This window comes from Planococcus liqunii (assembly GCF_030413595.1).
Lineage (GTDB): Bacteria > Bacillota > Bacilli > Bacillales_A > Planococcaceae > Planococcus > Planococcus liqunii.
Map to the genome: position 1 here is coordinate 589,775 of NZ_CP129238.1, position 14,279 is coordinate 604,053.

The 14,279-nt window shown below is 49.4% G+C and carries 9 protein-coding genes; 6 read left to right on the top strand and 3 right to left on the bottom strand.

Translation table 11 applies throughout. From position 1 onward, the window contains the following. The first annotated feature begins 69 nt into the window (after positions 1-69). Both QWY22_RS03100 and metH read left to right on the top strand, forming a co-directional pair. Complete coding sequence (locus tag QWY22_RS03100; protein ID WP_300982991.1) at positions 70-1,929, top strand: bifunctional homocysteine S-methyltransferase/methylenetetrahydrofolate reductase; 1,860 nt, start codon at positions 70-72, stop codon at positions 1,927-1,929. Then, a complete protein-coding gene (gene metH / locus QWY22_RS03105) occupies positions 1,910-5,350 on the top strand; it encodes a methionine synthase (RefSeq protein WP_300982993.1) in 3,441 nt (1,146 codons plus the stop codon). Before QWY22_RS03100 ends, metH begins: the two co-directional genes overlap by 20 nt. A 159-nt stretch (positions 5,351-5,509) precedes the next feature. Here metH and QWY22_RS03110 read toward each other — a convergent pair whose 3' ends face one another. Together QWY22_RS03110 and QWY22_RS03115 are read right to left on the bottom strand one after the other, a co-directional pair. Beyond that, the gene (locus tag QWY22_RS03110) at positions 5,510-7,120 is read right to left on the bottom strand and encodes a glycoside hydrolase family 43 protein (protein WP_300982995.1); all 1,611 of its coding nucleotides are present in this window, start codon (positions 7,118-7,120) and stop codon (positions 5,510-5,512) included. A 241-nt stretch (positions 7,121-7,361) separates the two neighbouring features. Then, positions 7,362-8,564 carry an ROK family protein gene (locus QWY22_RS03115; RefSeq protein WP_300982997.1) on the bottom strand — a complete coding sequence of 401 codons (1,203 nt, stop codon included), beginning with the start codon at positions 8,562-8,564 and terminating at the stop codon, positions 7,362-7,364. Positions 8,565-8,814: 250 nt separating this feature from the next. Between QWY22_RS03115 and QWY22_RS03120 the strand changes: the two genes are divergently transcribed. The 3 genes from QWY22_RS03120 to QWY22_RS03130 all read left to right on the top strand — a co-directional run bounded on the left by QWY22_RS03120 (position 8,815) and on the right by QWY22_RS03130 (position 11,928). Next, positions 8,815-10,110, top strand: a complete 1,296-nt coding sequence (locus QWY22_RS03120) for an extracellular solute-binding protein (RefSeq protein ID WP_036802051.1) — start codon at positions 8,815-8,817, stop codon at positions 10,108-10,110. A 103-nt stretch (positions 10,111-10,213) separates the two neighbouring features. Next, a complete protein-coding gene (locus tag QWY22_RS03125; RefSeq protein WP_036802053.1) occupies positions 10,214-11,092 on the top strand; it encodes a carbohydrate ABC transporter permease in 879 nt (292 codons plus the stop codon). 14 nt (positions 11,093-11,106) lie between these two features. Then, positions 11,107-11,928: a carbohydrate ABC transporter permease gene (locus QWY22_RS03130; protein ID WP_300982998.1), complete on the top strand. Its 822-nt coding sequence runs from the start codon at positions 11,107-11,109 to the stop codon at positions 11,926-11,928. Positions 11,929-11,987: 59 nt separating this feature from the next. On the opposite strand, the gene QWY22_RS03135 is transcribed toward QWY22_RS03130, so the two are convergent. After that, the gene (locus QWY22_RS03135; protein WP_300983000.1) at positions 11,988-12,617 is read right to left on the bottom strand and encodes a YesL family protein; all 630 of its coding nucleotides are present in this window, start codon (positions 12,615-12,617) and stop codon (positions 11,988-11,990) included. Positions 12,618-12,914: 297 nt separating this feature from the next. On the opposite strand from QWY22_RS03135, the gene xylA reads away from it, so the two are divergent. Further along, entirely contained in the window at positions 12,915-14,252 is a 1,338-nt protein-coding gene (xylA, locus tag QWY22_RS03140; protein ID WP_300983002.1) for a xylose isomerase, read from the top strand. The last annotated feature ends 27 nt before the right edge of the window (positions 14,253-14,279 follow it).

Below are 14,279 nucleotides of genomic sequence, written 5' to 3' on the forward strand. Positions count from 1 at the left end.
ACGAGTTTAGCGACTGTGAAACCTTCTTTTTCAAGAAGGTTTTTTTGTATATATGGGAGGGCGAAGAGCATGGGTTTATTAGACGAGCTAAAGACGAGAATACTGACAGCAGACGGCGCCATGGGTACACTTTTGTATTCTTACGGCATTGAATACTGCAACGAGGAGCTGAACCTGCAGCGTCCGGAAATCATTGAAAAAATCCATCAGGAGTACATCCAGGCAGGAGCGGACATTATCCAGACCAATACTTACGGCGGCAATGCCTTGAAGCTGGCGCGCTACGGGCTGGAGCACCAGGTCAAGGAAATCAACGAAGCGGCTATTCGCATCGCGAAGCGGGCAGCAGCGGATGGCGGCCAGTTTGTGTTTGGAACCATCGGCGGCATCCGGGGCATCCGGAAAAGCGATGCGACACTGGAAGAAATTATCGCGATGGTTGACCAGCAAGCTGGCTATTTACTAGCAGGCGCTCCTGATGCCTTGCTGCTTGAAACGTATTACGATTTTGAAGAATTGGCGGCGACCGTCACACATTTGCGAAAAGCGACCGACGTGCCGTTGATTGCCCAAGTGTCCATGCACGAGCCCGGCATTCTGCAAAACGGCATGGCGCTGAACGACGCATTGCATCAACTCGAAGCGCTCGGCGCGGATATCGTCGGCGTCAATTGCCGCTTAGGCCCCCACCATACGATCCAGGCACTGGAAGAAGTGGCGCTGCCGCAAAAAGCGTTCCTGTCGGCCTATCCGAACGCGAGCTTATTGGACCTTGAAAATGGCCGGGTCGTCTATGAATCAGAAGCCGATTACTTTGGCCGCGCCGGGCTCTTGCTCAGAGAAGAAGGGGCACGCTTGATTGGCGGCTGCTGCGGCACAACGCCGAAACATATCGAAGCATTGAAAAAGCGCATCGGCCATTTAAAGCCGGTTACGGAAAAAGAAGTGGTGAAGAAAAAGCCGATCATCATCCGCGAAGCGGAAGCGCTCGAAGAAGCGCCGCTCCATGAGAAAGCGAAAACGGAACGCACGATTATCGTAGAATTGGATACTCCGCGCCATTTGGATATTACGAAGTTTTTGGAAGGCTCAAAAGCGCTGAATGCAGCAGGCGTGGATGCCGTCACGATGGCCGACAATTCGCTGGCCTCGCCACGCGTCAGCAATCTGGCGATGGGCTCGATCTTGAAACACCAGGAACAAATCCGGCCGCTTGCACATATTACATGCCGCGACCGGAACTTGATCGGCTTGCAGTCGCATTTGATGGGGCTTGATGCACTCGGTATCCATGATATCCTGGCAGTAACAGGAGATCCGACCAAAGTGGGCGATTTTCCCGGTGCGACGAGCGTCTACGATGTTTCCAGCATGGAATTGATCCAGCTGATCAAAAAGCTCAATGAAGGGATTTCTTTTTCCGGGAAGCCGCTGCGCAAAAAAGCGAACTTCTCAGTAGCGGCGGCATTCAATCCGAATGTCCGGGTGCTCGACCGGGCAGTGGCAAGGTTGGAGAAGAAAATCGAAAGCGGCGCGGATTATTTTATTTCGCAGCCGGTTTACACAAAAGAAAAAATCATTGAAATCTACGAAGCCACCAAGCATTTGGAGACTCCGATTTTCCTTGGCGTCATGCCGCTTACGAGCATCCGCAGCGCAGAATTCCTGCACAACGAAGTGCCGGGCATCAAATTATCCGAAGATGCTCTGGAGCGGATGCGTGCTTGCAGCGACAACAAAGAGCGCGCCACGGCAGAAGGCATCCAAATTGCCAAGGAATTGATCGATACTGCAGCGGAGTTGTTCAACGGCATTTACGTGATCACGCCATTTTTCCGCTACGATATGTCTCTGGAATTAATCGATTATATCCGCCAACTTGATATACAGAAAGAGAGCGATAACAGCCATGTCAAAACAGCTAATTGAACAGCAGCTCGACAAAAGAATATTAATCATTGACGGTGCCATGGGAACGATGATCCAAAATGCCGATTTGTCGGCGGAAGACTTTGGCGGGGAGCAGCTGGACGGCTGCAATGAATACTTGAACATCGTCCGCCCGGACGTCATCGAAGGCGTCCACAACGCGTATTTGGAAGCGGGCGCTGATATTGTCTGTACGAATACCTTCGGCGGCACGCCGGTCGTGCTCGATGAATACGGCCTTGGGAGCGAAGCAGCGGAAATCAACCGGCGCGCAGTGGAAATCGCGAAGCGCAGCACGGCCGCGTTTTCCACGCCGGACTGGCCGCGCTTTGTGGCAGGCGCCATCGGGCCGACGACGAAAACCTTGTCGGTGACAGGCGGCATTACGTTTGATGAACTGCTGGATAACTTTTATGTGCAGGCCAAAGCGCTCGTTGAAGGCGGCGCGGATTTGATCTTGCTGGAAACAAGCCAGGACATGCTCAATGTCAAAGCAGCGACAATCGGCATCAAACGGGCCTTTGAAGAAACCGGCATCGAACTGCCGATCATGATTTCTGGCACAATTGAACCGATGGGGACGACGCTTGCCGGCCAAAGCATCGAAGCGTTCTATATTTCAATTGAACACGTCAAGCCCTTGTCGGTCGGCTTGAACTGCGCGACAGGTCCGGAATTCATGACTGACCACATCCGCTCGCTTGCAGAGCTGTCGGATGGCTATGTCAGCTGTTACCCGAACGCCGGCTTGCCAGACGAGGAAGGGCATTACCACGAGACGCCGGAATCGTTGTCCAAAAAACTGCGCGGTTTTGCGGAAAAAGGCTGGATCAATGTGGTCGGCGGATGCTGCGGCACGACGCCTGCCCATATCAAAGCCGTCCGGGAAGCGATAGAAGGCTTGGCGCCGAGAAAGCCGGAAGCAGTCGGCCATGGCCATGTCATTTCAGGAATTGAGCCGCTGCAATACGATGAAACGATGCGCCCGCTGTTTATCGGCGAACGCACCAACGTCATCGGCTCCCGCAAATTCAAACGCTTGATCATCGATGGCCAGTTCGAGGAAGCTTCTGAAATTGCCCGGGCACAAGTGAAAAACGGGGCACACGTCATTGATATTTGCCTTGCAAACCCAGACCGCGATGAGCTGGAAGACATGACGAATTTCATGAAAGAAGTCGTCAAAAAAGTGAAAGTGCCGCTCGTTATTGATTCCACCGATGAAGATGTGATCGAAGCGGCTTTGAAGTTTTCTCAAGGGAAGGCGATTATCAACTCGATTAACTTGGAAGACGGCGAAGAACGCTTTGATGCGGTCATGCCGATGGTGAAAAAATACGGCGCTGCTGTCGTAGTCGGCACGATTGATGAAGCCGGCATGGCCGTAACGCGCGAACGGAAACTGGAAATCGCGGAACGCTCGTATGATTTATTGACAGGTAAATGGGGGCTGGCGCCGGAAGACATCATTTTCGATCCGCTCGTGTTCCCGGTCGGCACGGGTGATCAGCAATACATCGGGTCGGCGGTGGAAACGATTGAAGGCATCCGCCTGATCAAGAAGAAGTTTCCGGAGTGCTTGACGGTTCTTGGCATCAGCAACGTATCGTTCGGCTTGCCGCCGGTCGGCCGTGAAGTGCTGAATGCGGTGTATTTGTACCACTGCACGCAGGCAGGGCTGGATTACGCCATCGTCAATACCGAAAAACTGGAGCGCTACGCGTCGATTCCGGAAAAAGAAATCGCCATGGCGGACGAATTGCTGTTTACGACGACTGATCAAACGCTGGCGGATTTCACCGACTTTTACCGCGATAAGAAAAAGGAAAAGACCGAAGATGACATCCCGAAGACGGTTCCGGAGCGCCTCGCTTATTATATTTTGGAAGGCACGAAAGAAGGGCTCCTTCCGGATCTGGAACGGGCGCTCGACATGTACGATACGCCGCTTGACGTCATCAATGGGCCGCTCATGGAAGGAATGGCTGAAGTGGGCCGTTTGTTCAACGACAATCAATTGATTGTCGCAGAAGTTTTGCAAAGTGCGGGCGTCATGAAAGCGGCGGTTTCATTCCTGGAAGGCTTTATGGAGAAAAAAGAAGCTGACGATTCAGGCAAAGGCAAGATTGTACTTGCAACGGTAAAAGGCGATGTGCACGACATCGGCAAAAACCTGGTGGACATCATCCTCAGCAACAATGGCTTTAAAGTGATCGATGTCGGCATCAAAGTGACGCCGGCAACCTTGATCGATGTAATCCGGAAAGAAAAGCCGGATATGATTGGTTTATCGGGGCTGCTCGTCAAATCGGCGAAACAGATGGTCATCACGGCGCAGGACTTCAAGGAAGCGGGCATTGATGTGCCGATTTTGGTTGGAGGCGCGGCCTTGTCCCGCCGCTTCACGGAAACGAAAATTGCTGCGGAATACGACGGCCCGGTCATTTATGCGAAAGACGCGATGCAGGGATTGGACTTGGCGAACCGCCTGCAAAGCGGCGCTGGAAAAGCGGTATTGCTGGAAGAACTCGGTGCGCAGCAGGAAAAACGAAAAGCTTCGGAAGCAGCGAAAGCATCGAAACAGGCGGTCGCAGTAGCCATCCGTCCGGTGAAGACGGTCCGGGAAGATGTGCCGGTCTACAAGCCGCATGACTTGCGCCGGCACGTGCTAAAGGATTATTCGGTGGCGCATTTGTATCCGTACGTCAATATGCGGACGCTGATCGGCCACCATCTCGGCTTGAAAGGGTTCAACGAAAACACGCTTGCCAAAGGCGATTCGCGTGCCGTCGAGCTGCACGAACTCGCTACCGGCTTTTTGCAGTCAGGGTTACTTAAGCCATCCGGCATGTATCAGTTTTTCCCGGCGCAAAGCGACGGCGACGATGTCGTCATCTACAGCCCGGCGGATGCCAAGACCGAAATTGAACGCTTCACGTTTCCGCGCCAGTCGGTGGAACCGTTCCTGTGCCTTTCGGATTATTTGAAATCCGTCGAAAGCGGCGAAATGGATTATGTGGCATTCATGCAAGTGACGGCGGGGCACGGCGTCCGTGATGAAGCAGCGCGCTTGAAAGAAGCCGGCAAATTTCTGGAAAGCCATGCCTTGCAGGCGACGGCGCTTGAACTGGCGGAAGGATTCGCTGAGCGCATCCATCAGGAAATCCGCGATCAATGGGGCTTCCCGGATGCTACGGATTTCTCGATGCGCGACCGCTTCGCCGCAAAATACCAGGGACAGCGTTTTTCATTCGGCTACCCGGCTTGTCCAAACCTGGAAGACCAGGCGAAACTGTTCGGCTTGATCAAGCCGGAAGACATCGGCGTCCAGTTGACGGAAGAATACATGATGGACCCGGAAGCTTCCGTATCGGCAATCGTTTTTGCGCATCCCGATGCGCGTTATTTTGTGGTGGATTGAGTGGGTTGAAGGCTTGCGGACAGTAATTGGGTCCGAGCGGACAGTATTTCCGGATTCCGGACAGCATTCGCCGCCGAGCGGACAGTATTACCGCAAGACACCCAATTAAATAGAAAAAGGGCAGCTCAGAATGAACTGAGCCGCCCTTTTTTTGCTTGCTTATTCGTTCGCTTTGTAGATAAAGTAATCAAAATCAGCCGGCAAGTTTTGGCCAGATGTGTCCTGGCACTGCATGCCGACAAATGCGCCGGTAAAAAAGCCGCCGCCTTGGATGTAATCGTCCGACAGCTTGTGCGAACCGAAACGGATCGGAATCAAGATCCAGTTCTCGCCGTCGAATGAATAGGAGTACCGGTAAATGTCCGCCGTCACGTCCACTTTCATATGCACATACTTCACTTCATCAGGGATGACGATTTCATTGCCTTGCAAAGGCTGGTCGAATGCAAAATTGTCGCATACCATGACATCAAGGACGCGTCCTTTTTCTTCGTTCCACGTAATTTGCAAAGCCGTCCAGTTTTCGGTGTTGTAGTAGTTGACGAGGCCGGCTGCTTGCTGGAATGTATCCGGATTGAAGGCGACTTTCGTTTCCGCCGTAAAGTGGAAATGCTGCCAGCGCCTTGCGACAAATGCCTGCGTGAATTTTGACGTCAGCGATTCTTTGCCGCGCAGGCGCAGATGGCCTGGATTCTCTTTCAACGAAACAATGTTTTCGCCAAGCGGAATGCGCAATGTCTGGAAATGCGGATTCAAAGTTTCCGAATCAAAATCGTCTTTCTCCGGGAAATCGGGTTCCCATTGGACTTCTTCAATCGCCGGCCCTTCGATTTCGAGCGAAGGTGCGTTGCCGCCGACGACATACGGCCAGTCGTTTTTCCATTCCACACGCTGGATCGCCGTTTCGCGCCCAAGCGGGCAGAAGCCGCGCGGGTCGAGCAGGGCTTGGCCTGTTCTCGACAACGGGCGTCCCGTCAAATGCACCAGGAACCATTCATCGGTATGCGTCTGGACAAGGGATGCATGACCCGATTTTTGCAGCGGGTTTCGCGGTGAGAAAAACGACGTGATCAACGGGTTTTCCGGATGCACTTCGTACGGTCCGCGCAAATCTTTCGAGCGGGCAATCGTCGCCTGGTGATCGTATTTCGTGCCGCCTTCAGCCGTCAATAAATAATAATAGTCGCCGATTTTATAAAGGTGAGGGGCTTCAACAAGCGCCACATCGGTTCCTTTGAAAATGATTTCGGATTTGCCAATGAGCTTTTGTTCCTCAACGCTGTATTCCTGCAACGAAATGCCGTAAAAGTTGTGATGGCCCATGCGGTGATCCCAATACATATTCACGAGATATTTCGTGCCGGATTCGTCGTGGAACAGGGAAGGGTCGAATCCGGAGCTATTCAAATAGATTGGTTCTGACCACTCGCCGTCAATTGTGTCGCATGTCACGAGGTAGTTGTGGCAGTCTTTCCACTGGCCTTCGGTCACTTTGACGTCCGTGAAAATGAGCCAGAACTGGCCGTCGCTATAAGAAAGGGCTGGAGCCCATACGCCGCCGGAATTCGGGTTGCCCATCATATTCAACTGGCTCAGCCGGTTCAAGGGACGCGAAATCAAACGCCAGTTTTTCAAATCTTTCGAGTGGTAAATGCCGACGCCGGGGAACCATTCAAAGGTAGACACGGCAATGTAATAATCTTCTCCTACCCGGCAAATGCTCGGGTCTGGGTTGAATCCTGTTAAAATGGGATTTTGAATCGTTGTCATTTTTCGTCACCCTTTATGCAGTATTTTGGAAGCCCGCCCGTTCCAATATGTAAGTGCTTACAATAATCAGCGGAAAAAGCACCCGAAAAAAAACTAACTTACGACTTCATCTTTCTTCCGGGCGCTAAAGCGTACCGAAAAGGAAAGGATGAATATCGAAAATTAGCAATTCTTCTAAGTTATATTCGATCATACACTACTTAGTCTAATGAGTAAACTAAGTAGTCTGAACCTTTTTTTATTATCGCAAGACCAATTTCGGCTGCATGCAGACGCTTAAGAAGTTCTCAATGGAGAAAGCGGCTACGCCAAGAGCGGTGGAAAGCGTGCTAAGCTCCGAAAAATTGATTTGCAAATCATTTTGCTGGAACCAAAGCGCCTGGTTCGCGACCCGGTTCGTCAAGGATTTTTCCAGCCATTCTTTCGATGTCGCCATCCGGTTGCCTATGATCACTTGCTGCGGGTTAAACGTATTAATGATATTGTTGATGCCGACGCCTAAATAATCACCGGTCTGTTCGAACAGTTCAATGGTTTGTTCGTCGCCTTGCTCGGCAAGCTTTAACAGATCCGATAAGTCGAAATCGGCTTGTTCCGGGGAGATGCCCATTTTTTCGGCGCGGTCGATCAACGCTTGCTCTGAAGCAAACAGCTCCCAACAGCCTTGATTGCCGCAACGGCATTTCGGGCCGTCAATCTGGATTGTCATATGGCCCATTTCGCCTGAAAATCCGTTGGCGCCTTTATACAAAGAACCGTTCAAGATCAACCCGACGCCGATTCCGATTCCGGCTGAAACATAAATGATGTTTTCGCATTCTTTGCCGGCGCCGAACTTTTTCTCGCCGTAAGCACCGGCATTCGCTTCGTTTTCGATGATGACCGGAAACTCGTATTTCTCCTCCAGGATGTTTTTCAAGTTCAGGTTTTTCCAATTCAAGTTCGGTGCCAGAAGAATTTCGCCGCCTTTGTCGACAATTCCTGGTACGCCGACGCCAATGCCGACAATGCCGTGAGGGCTTTCGGGAGCGGCAGCCATCAGTTCATCGATGGTTTCGAACAGCTTTGCTTCAATCGCTTCATAGGACATTTTCTTGTAGCGGGCTTCTTTTTGGCTGACGACATTTCCTTCAAGGTCAGAAAGGATGCCGAGCAAATAATTGACGCCAAGATCGATGCCGATGGTATAGCCGGCCGTTCCGTTGAACAGCAGCATGACGGGCCGTCTGCCGCCGCTTGATTCTCCGGGGCCGGACTCAAAGATCAAATGGTCTTCCAATAAGTCGTTGACGAGGGAAGAGACGGTGCCTTTGTTCAAACCGGTCTGGCTAGCGACGGCCGCCCGTGAAATCGGGTAGTCATTTTTGATTTTGTCGAGCACCAAAGATTTATTTCCTTCTTTTACAACATGATGGTTCCACGTTTGGTTCATGCCTATTTTCATCTGGCTCAGCTCTTTCTATAGTGGTTTAGGTGGATCATTGCCTGGTAAATACGCCTTCTTTGCCTGTACGGGTTTGCTTCTATTGATTAATTTAAATCTAACAAACCCGCTGTTATAAAGACAGTATAACCTAAAAATAAAACTTTGTTTATCCACTAGACTAACAAGCTTCCCTTTGCTATAATGAAAACGCATACAACAATTATTCAGAAAATTGTTGTAACAACACACACGAGATGGGGGAGAAATAATGAAGTTTAAGAAACCGCTTACAATCGCTTTGTCCGCAGTTGTTTCTACAATGTTGTTGGCAGGATGTTCGTCCGACGAAAAAGAATCAGCAAATGCAAATGGGGATACTGAAATAAAATTTATGCACCTATGGCCTGAGGGAAGTTCGAAAAAGCATTATGACGTTGTCAATAACATCATTGCCGATTACGAAAAAGAAAACGAAGGCGTGAATGTAGATTTGGAAGTGTTGAGCAACGAACAATACAAAGACAAGCTTCGTGTTCTCTCCACCTCAAAAGAATTGCCGGATGTCGGGCTTACTTGGTCAGCAGGGTTCCTTGAGCCGTACGTTGGCGGAAACATGTTCGCACCGCTTGACGATGTAATCGAATCAGATTTGAAAGATGCGTTCGTTCCAGGGACTGCCGAAGCGTATGCTTTGGACGGGAAAACTTATGGTCTTCCATTAGAACTGAACATTGTAACGCTTTACTATAACGATAAAATGTTCAAAGAGCATGGCCTTGAAGCACCAAAAACGTATGAAGAATTATTGAATGTCGTGAAAGAATTCCGTGCAGACGGCGTCCAGCCGATTGCTTTAGGAAACCGCGATTCCTGGACAGGATCTATGTGGTATATGTACCTGGCTGACCGCATTGCCGGTGCTGAAGGTTTGAACAAAGCCATCGACCGTTCTGGCAGCTTTGAAGATCCAGCGCTTGTGAAAGCGGCTGAAGAAGTGCAGACGCTTGTCGATGCTGGCGCATTCGTTGACGGCTTTAATGGCCTTGCCGATGAAGAAGCGAAATCGATGTTCATGAGCGGCCAGGCGCCAATGTACTTGATCGCAACATGGGATCTTCCGAACTACACGACAAACGAAGATGTACCTCAGGAATTCAGAGATTCCGTACAATACTTGAAATTCCCGACTGTTGAAGGCAATGGCGACATGAACAGCTATGTTGGCGGACCAGGGGTTGGCTTGTTCGTTGCTGAAGACTCTGAAGTAAAAGAAGAAGCGAAAGACTTTGCTGCTTACTTTGTAAAAGAGTGGGGCGAAAAAGCGGTTACAGAAGCTGGCGTAATTCCGGCTACAAAAGTGGACGCTGAGTCACTGGATCTTCCGCAAATGTACACGGATATCTTGAACGAGCTTAACAATGCAAGCAACATCACATTGTTCGCGGATGTCCAAATGAGCCCAGGCGTAGCACAAACGCACTTGGATTCCATCCAGGCATTGTTCGGGAAAGAAATGACTCCGGAAGAATTCGGAAAAGCCCATGAAGATGCGCTTTCCAAATAAGAGACAGTAATTTCATTTTGGCAAATTACAGCAAGGAAGAAGGGGACAGATCCTGCATGTTGGATTGTCCTCTTCTCCTTTCTAAGATATGGAGTTGAATGCGATGAACAAAGTCATGTCCAATAAATTATTTATCGGATTTTATATTGCGCCGGCTCTGTTGCTGATCACCGTCTTGATCTTTATTCCACTCGGCTTGTCCGGATATTACGGATTGATGGAATGGGACGGCATTGGCGCAAAGACATTTATCGGACTGGATAATTATATTGCGGGGATTCAGGACAAGCTGTTCTGGAACAGTGCGCTGCACTCGTTTTTGCTGGCTCTTTTCTCAGCATTAAGTTTGGCCGTTTATTTGGTTGTGTCGTTCATTTTGGCTTCAAAAATCAAAGGCGCGGACCTGCTGCGCAAAATTTATTTGATTCCGATGCTGTTATCCTCTGTAGCGATCGCCCAGCTGTGGGTGAAAGTCTATAACCCTTCGAATGGTATTTTAAATGCGTTCCTTGTCCAAATCGGAGTGGAAAACCCACCTGCTTGGCTCGCGAATCCATCGATAGTGCTGTTTGCGATTTTCGTACCGATTCTTTGGCAGTATGCCGGATTCTACATTTTGATCTATTATGCGGCATTGAAAAACATTCCGGAGTCGCTCATTGAAGCGGCGCGCATTGACGGGGCAACGCCTTTCCAGATTGCCACACGGATCAAACTGCCGCTGATCAAAGAAGTCGTCAGCGTCACCATCGTCCTGGCGATTGTCGGGTCATTGAAATACTTTGATTTGATTTACGTCATGACGGCCGGCGGACCGAACGGCGCCAGTGAAGTAATGGCGTCTTATATGTACAAACTGGCTTTCTCCAGCTATAACTTCGGTTACGGCAGTGCCATCGGCTTCCTGCTTTTGATCATCACGCTGATCGTGACGTTCATTATCCGAAAAGCAACTGAAACAAAAGAAAGAATCGAATATTAAGAGGAGGGCTATAAATGAAGCGCATTGGTTATTTACTTCTCTATTTGTCCCTGATTGTCGTAGCATTATTCCAGATCCTCCCGCTCCTTTGGCTGTTCGCCTTCTCGCTTAAGAGCAACCAGGAAATCTTCGCCGGATCACCGTTCGCTTTGCCGACGGAATTCCGTTGGGAAAACTACCTGAAAGTTTGGGAAGGCGGCATCAGCACGTATTTCTTCAACAGTGTTTGGATCACCTTAGCGGCTATTGTTTTGACGGTGTTGTTTGCCAGCATGGCTACGTTCGCGATTACGCGCATGCGATGGAAATTGAGCGGATTGGTGCTCGGCATGATCATGGTCGGCTTGATGATTCCGATCCACTCGGCATTGATTCCGCTGTACAGCATGTTCTTGAGCGTCAACTTGATCGACAATCCGCTGGCTATCGTCCTGACGTATACGGCATATAACCTGCCGATCACGATGATGATTCTGCTCGGCTTTTACTACACCTTGCCGCATGAAATCGAAGAAGCGGCAATCATTGACGGCTGTTCAGTGAACCGGATGTTCTTCCAGGTGATCCTGCCGATGACGACGCCGATCATGGCGACAACCGTTGTCATCAACATGATCTACAACTGGAACGAATTCGTTTTCGTCAACACGTTCATCAGCTCCGAGAAATATAAGACTTTGACGGTCGGCATCCAAAACTTCATCGGCCAGTACATGACCGATTGGGGCGCAATTGGTGCAACACTGATCATCAGTGTGCTGCCGATTATCGTGGCGTTCATCTTCTTCAGCAATAAAGTCGTGGAAGGGATTTCTTCCAGCGCTGTGAAAGGCTGAGCCCAGCAAAAAAGCTTCGCCCGATTCAGGAACCGATTCCTGTTGGGTGAAGCTTTTTTTTATTCGCTGGATACTTGTCCGCTCCTTTGCTGTGCTTTGTCAAAAGCGTGCAGGCAGACCCACATGGTGATGAAGGCATACAAACTGCCGCCGAAAATAACCGCGAGCGCCGGGACAAGCTGCATGATGTAAAAGAGCGGCACCAGGCACAGCAGGATGATGAAACTGTGGAGCGGATTGACAAGCATGAGCAAAAACGCATTTTTGATCACTTTTCCAGGCTTCATGTCGAAATGCACGAATGTCGGGAAGAGGTAGAACAGAAACAACAGAAACAGCAGCATAAAAGCGAACAATGGAACGTTCGTCCAGCCTAGCCCACTGCCGCCGTTTGCCTGGATGAACAGAATGTCGATAGCAATAAGAGCGGCGATGCCGGCGACAAACAAGCCCACCAAATTGCTTTTCCAAAAATCTTTCCGGTAATAGTCCCAAAACGTTTTCAATACCGGCTCATCCGTATTGCCCCGCAGCCATTGCCGGGTGACGGCGAACATGGCTGTCGTGGCCGGGAAAAGACCGAAAACCACAGCACCGAGCAAAGAAAACAAGATCCATAACAAGTTCACGTAAGCAAACCGGGTAATCCATTCCGTAATACTATAAATAAAACCTCTGGTAGAGTTCATTTGAAACCGCCTTTGTTTGAATAATTTATTTTATTATACAAGGACAACAAGAGAATTGCCTTTACCGGTATTCGTTAAAGTAAGGCGACATTGAGTAATCATCCTGTCTTCACTGTAGCAGCCAATTCAAATTACTAAAATAACAATTTTCACATTATTTTTGCCAGAAACTTTGTTCAATCAATAGACAAACTAATTGTATATTGTTATAATCTAAAATGAAAGCCTTTACATTTAATTTCTTTTTAATCTTCGGTTTATAGGTAAATAAATATAAAACATTGGAGGCAAAAAACTATGGCATATTTCCAGAATATTAACAAAATCAAATTTGAAGGGGCTTCTTCCACGAATCCATTCGCGTTTAAATTCTACAATCCGGAAGAAAAAGTCGGCGACAAAACGATGGAAGAAATTCTGCGCTATGCGGTTTCTTACTGGCACACATTCACAATGGATGGCTCAGATCCTTTCGGCGCCGGCACGATGAACCGTGCTTGGGACAAATATTCCGGAATGGATTTGGCGAAAGCGCGCGTTGAAGCTTCGTTCGAGTTTTACAATAAACTGGACGTTCCATTTTTCTGCTTCCATGATGTCGATATCGCACCAGAAGGCAGCAACTTGAGAGAATCCAACCAGAACTTGGATGCCATCGTTGGCATGATCAAGGATTATATGAAAGACAGCAAAGCGAAATTGCTTTGGAATACGGCCAACAACTTCACGCATCCGCGCTTTATTCATGGAGCAGCAACATCAAGCAACGCAGACGTCTTTGCTTATTCTGCAGCGAAAGTGAAAAAAGGCCTGGAAATCGGGAAAGAGCTTGGCGCTGAAAACTATGTGTTCTGGGGCGGCCGCGAAGGCTACGAAACGCTTCTTAACACGAACATGAAATTGGAATTGGATAACCTGGCTCGCTTCTACCATATGGCAGCGGACTATGCGAAAGAAATCGGATTCGACGGCCAGTTCCTGATCGAACCGAAACCAAAAGAGCCGACAACCCACCAATACGATTACGACGTGGCAACGGCTCACGCCTTCCTGCAAAACTACGGTCTTCAAGAACTATTCAAATTCAATATCGAAGCGAACCACGCAACACTTGCGGGCCATACGTTCGAGCACGAACTTCATTATGCCCGCATCAACAATATGCTGGGGTCAGTCGATGCCAACCAAGGCGATCCGCTTCTTGGATGGGATACGGATGAGTTCCCGACAGACCTTTGGACAACGACGCTTGCGATGTACGAAATCCTTCAAAACGGCGGACTTGGCCGCGGCGGGTTGAACTTCGATGCAAAAGTGCGCCGTGGTTCATTCGAGCCAGAAGATTTGTTCCATGCCCATATCGCTGGGATGGACGCATTTGCAGTCGGCCTGCGCGTAGCACAGAACTTGATCGACGACAAAGTGTTGGAAAACATTCTTGATGAGCGCTACAGCACGTATAATGATGGAATCGGCCTGGATATCGTTTCCGGCAACACAGATTTCCACAAACTTGAGCAGTACGCATTTGGCTTGACGGACATCAAACAAACTTCCGGACGCCTGGAGCAAATCAAAGCAACGATCAACCAGTACTTGCTGCAAGCTTTTGCGAAAACAGCAAGCTTCAAATAAGTAACAAGTTTTAAGCAACAAGTTTGA

Coding starts and splice junctions, on each gene's coding strand:
- QWY22_RS03100 (WP_300982991.1), top strand. CDS start 70: ATGGGTTTATTAGACGAGCTAAAGACGAGAATACTGACAGCAGACGGC.
- metH (WP_300982993.1), top strand. CDS start 1,910: ATGTCAAAACAGCTAATTGAACAGCAGCTCGACAAAAGAATATTAATC.
- QWY22_RS03110 (WP_300982995.1), bottom strand. CDS start 7,120: ATGACAACGATTCAAAATCCCATTTTAACAGGATTCAACCCAGACCCG.
- QWY22_RS03115 (WP_300982997.1), bottom strand. CDS start 8,564: ATGAAAATAGGCATGAACCAAACGTGGAACCATCATGTTGTAAAAGAA.
- QWY22_RS03120 (WP_036802051.1), top strand. CDS start 8,815: ATGAAGTTTAAGAAACCGCTTACAATCGCTTTGTCCGCAGTTGTTTCT.
- QWY22_RS03125 (WP_036802053.1), top strand. CDS start 10,214: ATGAACAAAGTCATGTCCAATAAATTATTTATCGGATTTTATATTGCG.
- QWY22_RS03130 (WP_300982998.1), top strand. CDS start 11,107: ATGAAGCGCATTGGTTATTTACTTCTCTATTTGTCCCTGATTGTCGTA.
- QWY22_RS03135 (WP_300983000.1), bottom strand. CDS start 12,617: ATGAACTCTACCAGAGGTTTTATTTATAGTATTACGGAATGGATTACC.
- xylA (WP_300983002.1), top strand. CDS start 12,915: ATGGCATATTTCCAGAATATTAACAAAATCAAATTTGAAGGGGCTTCT.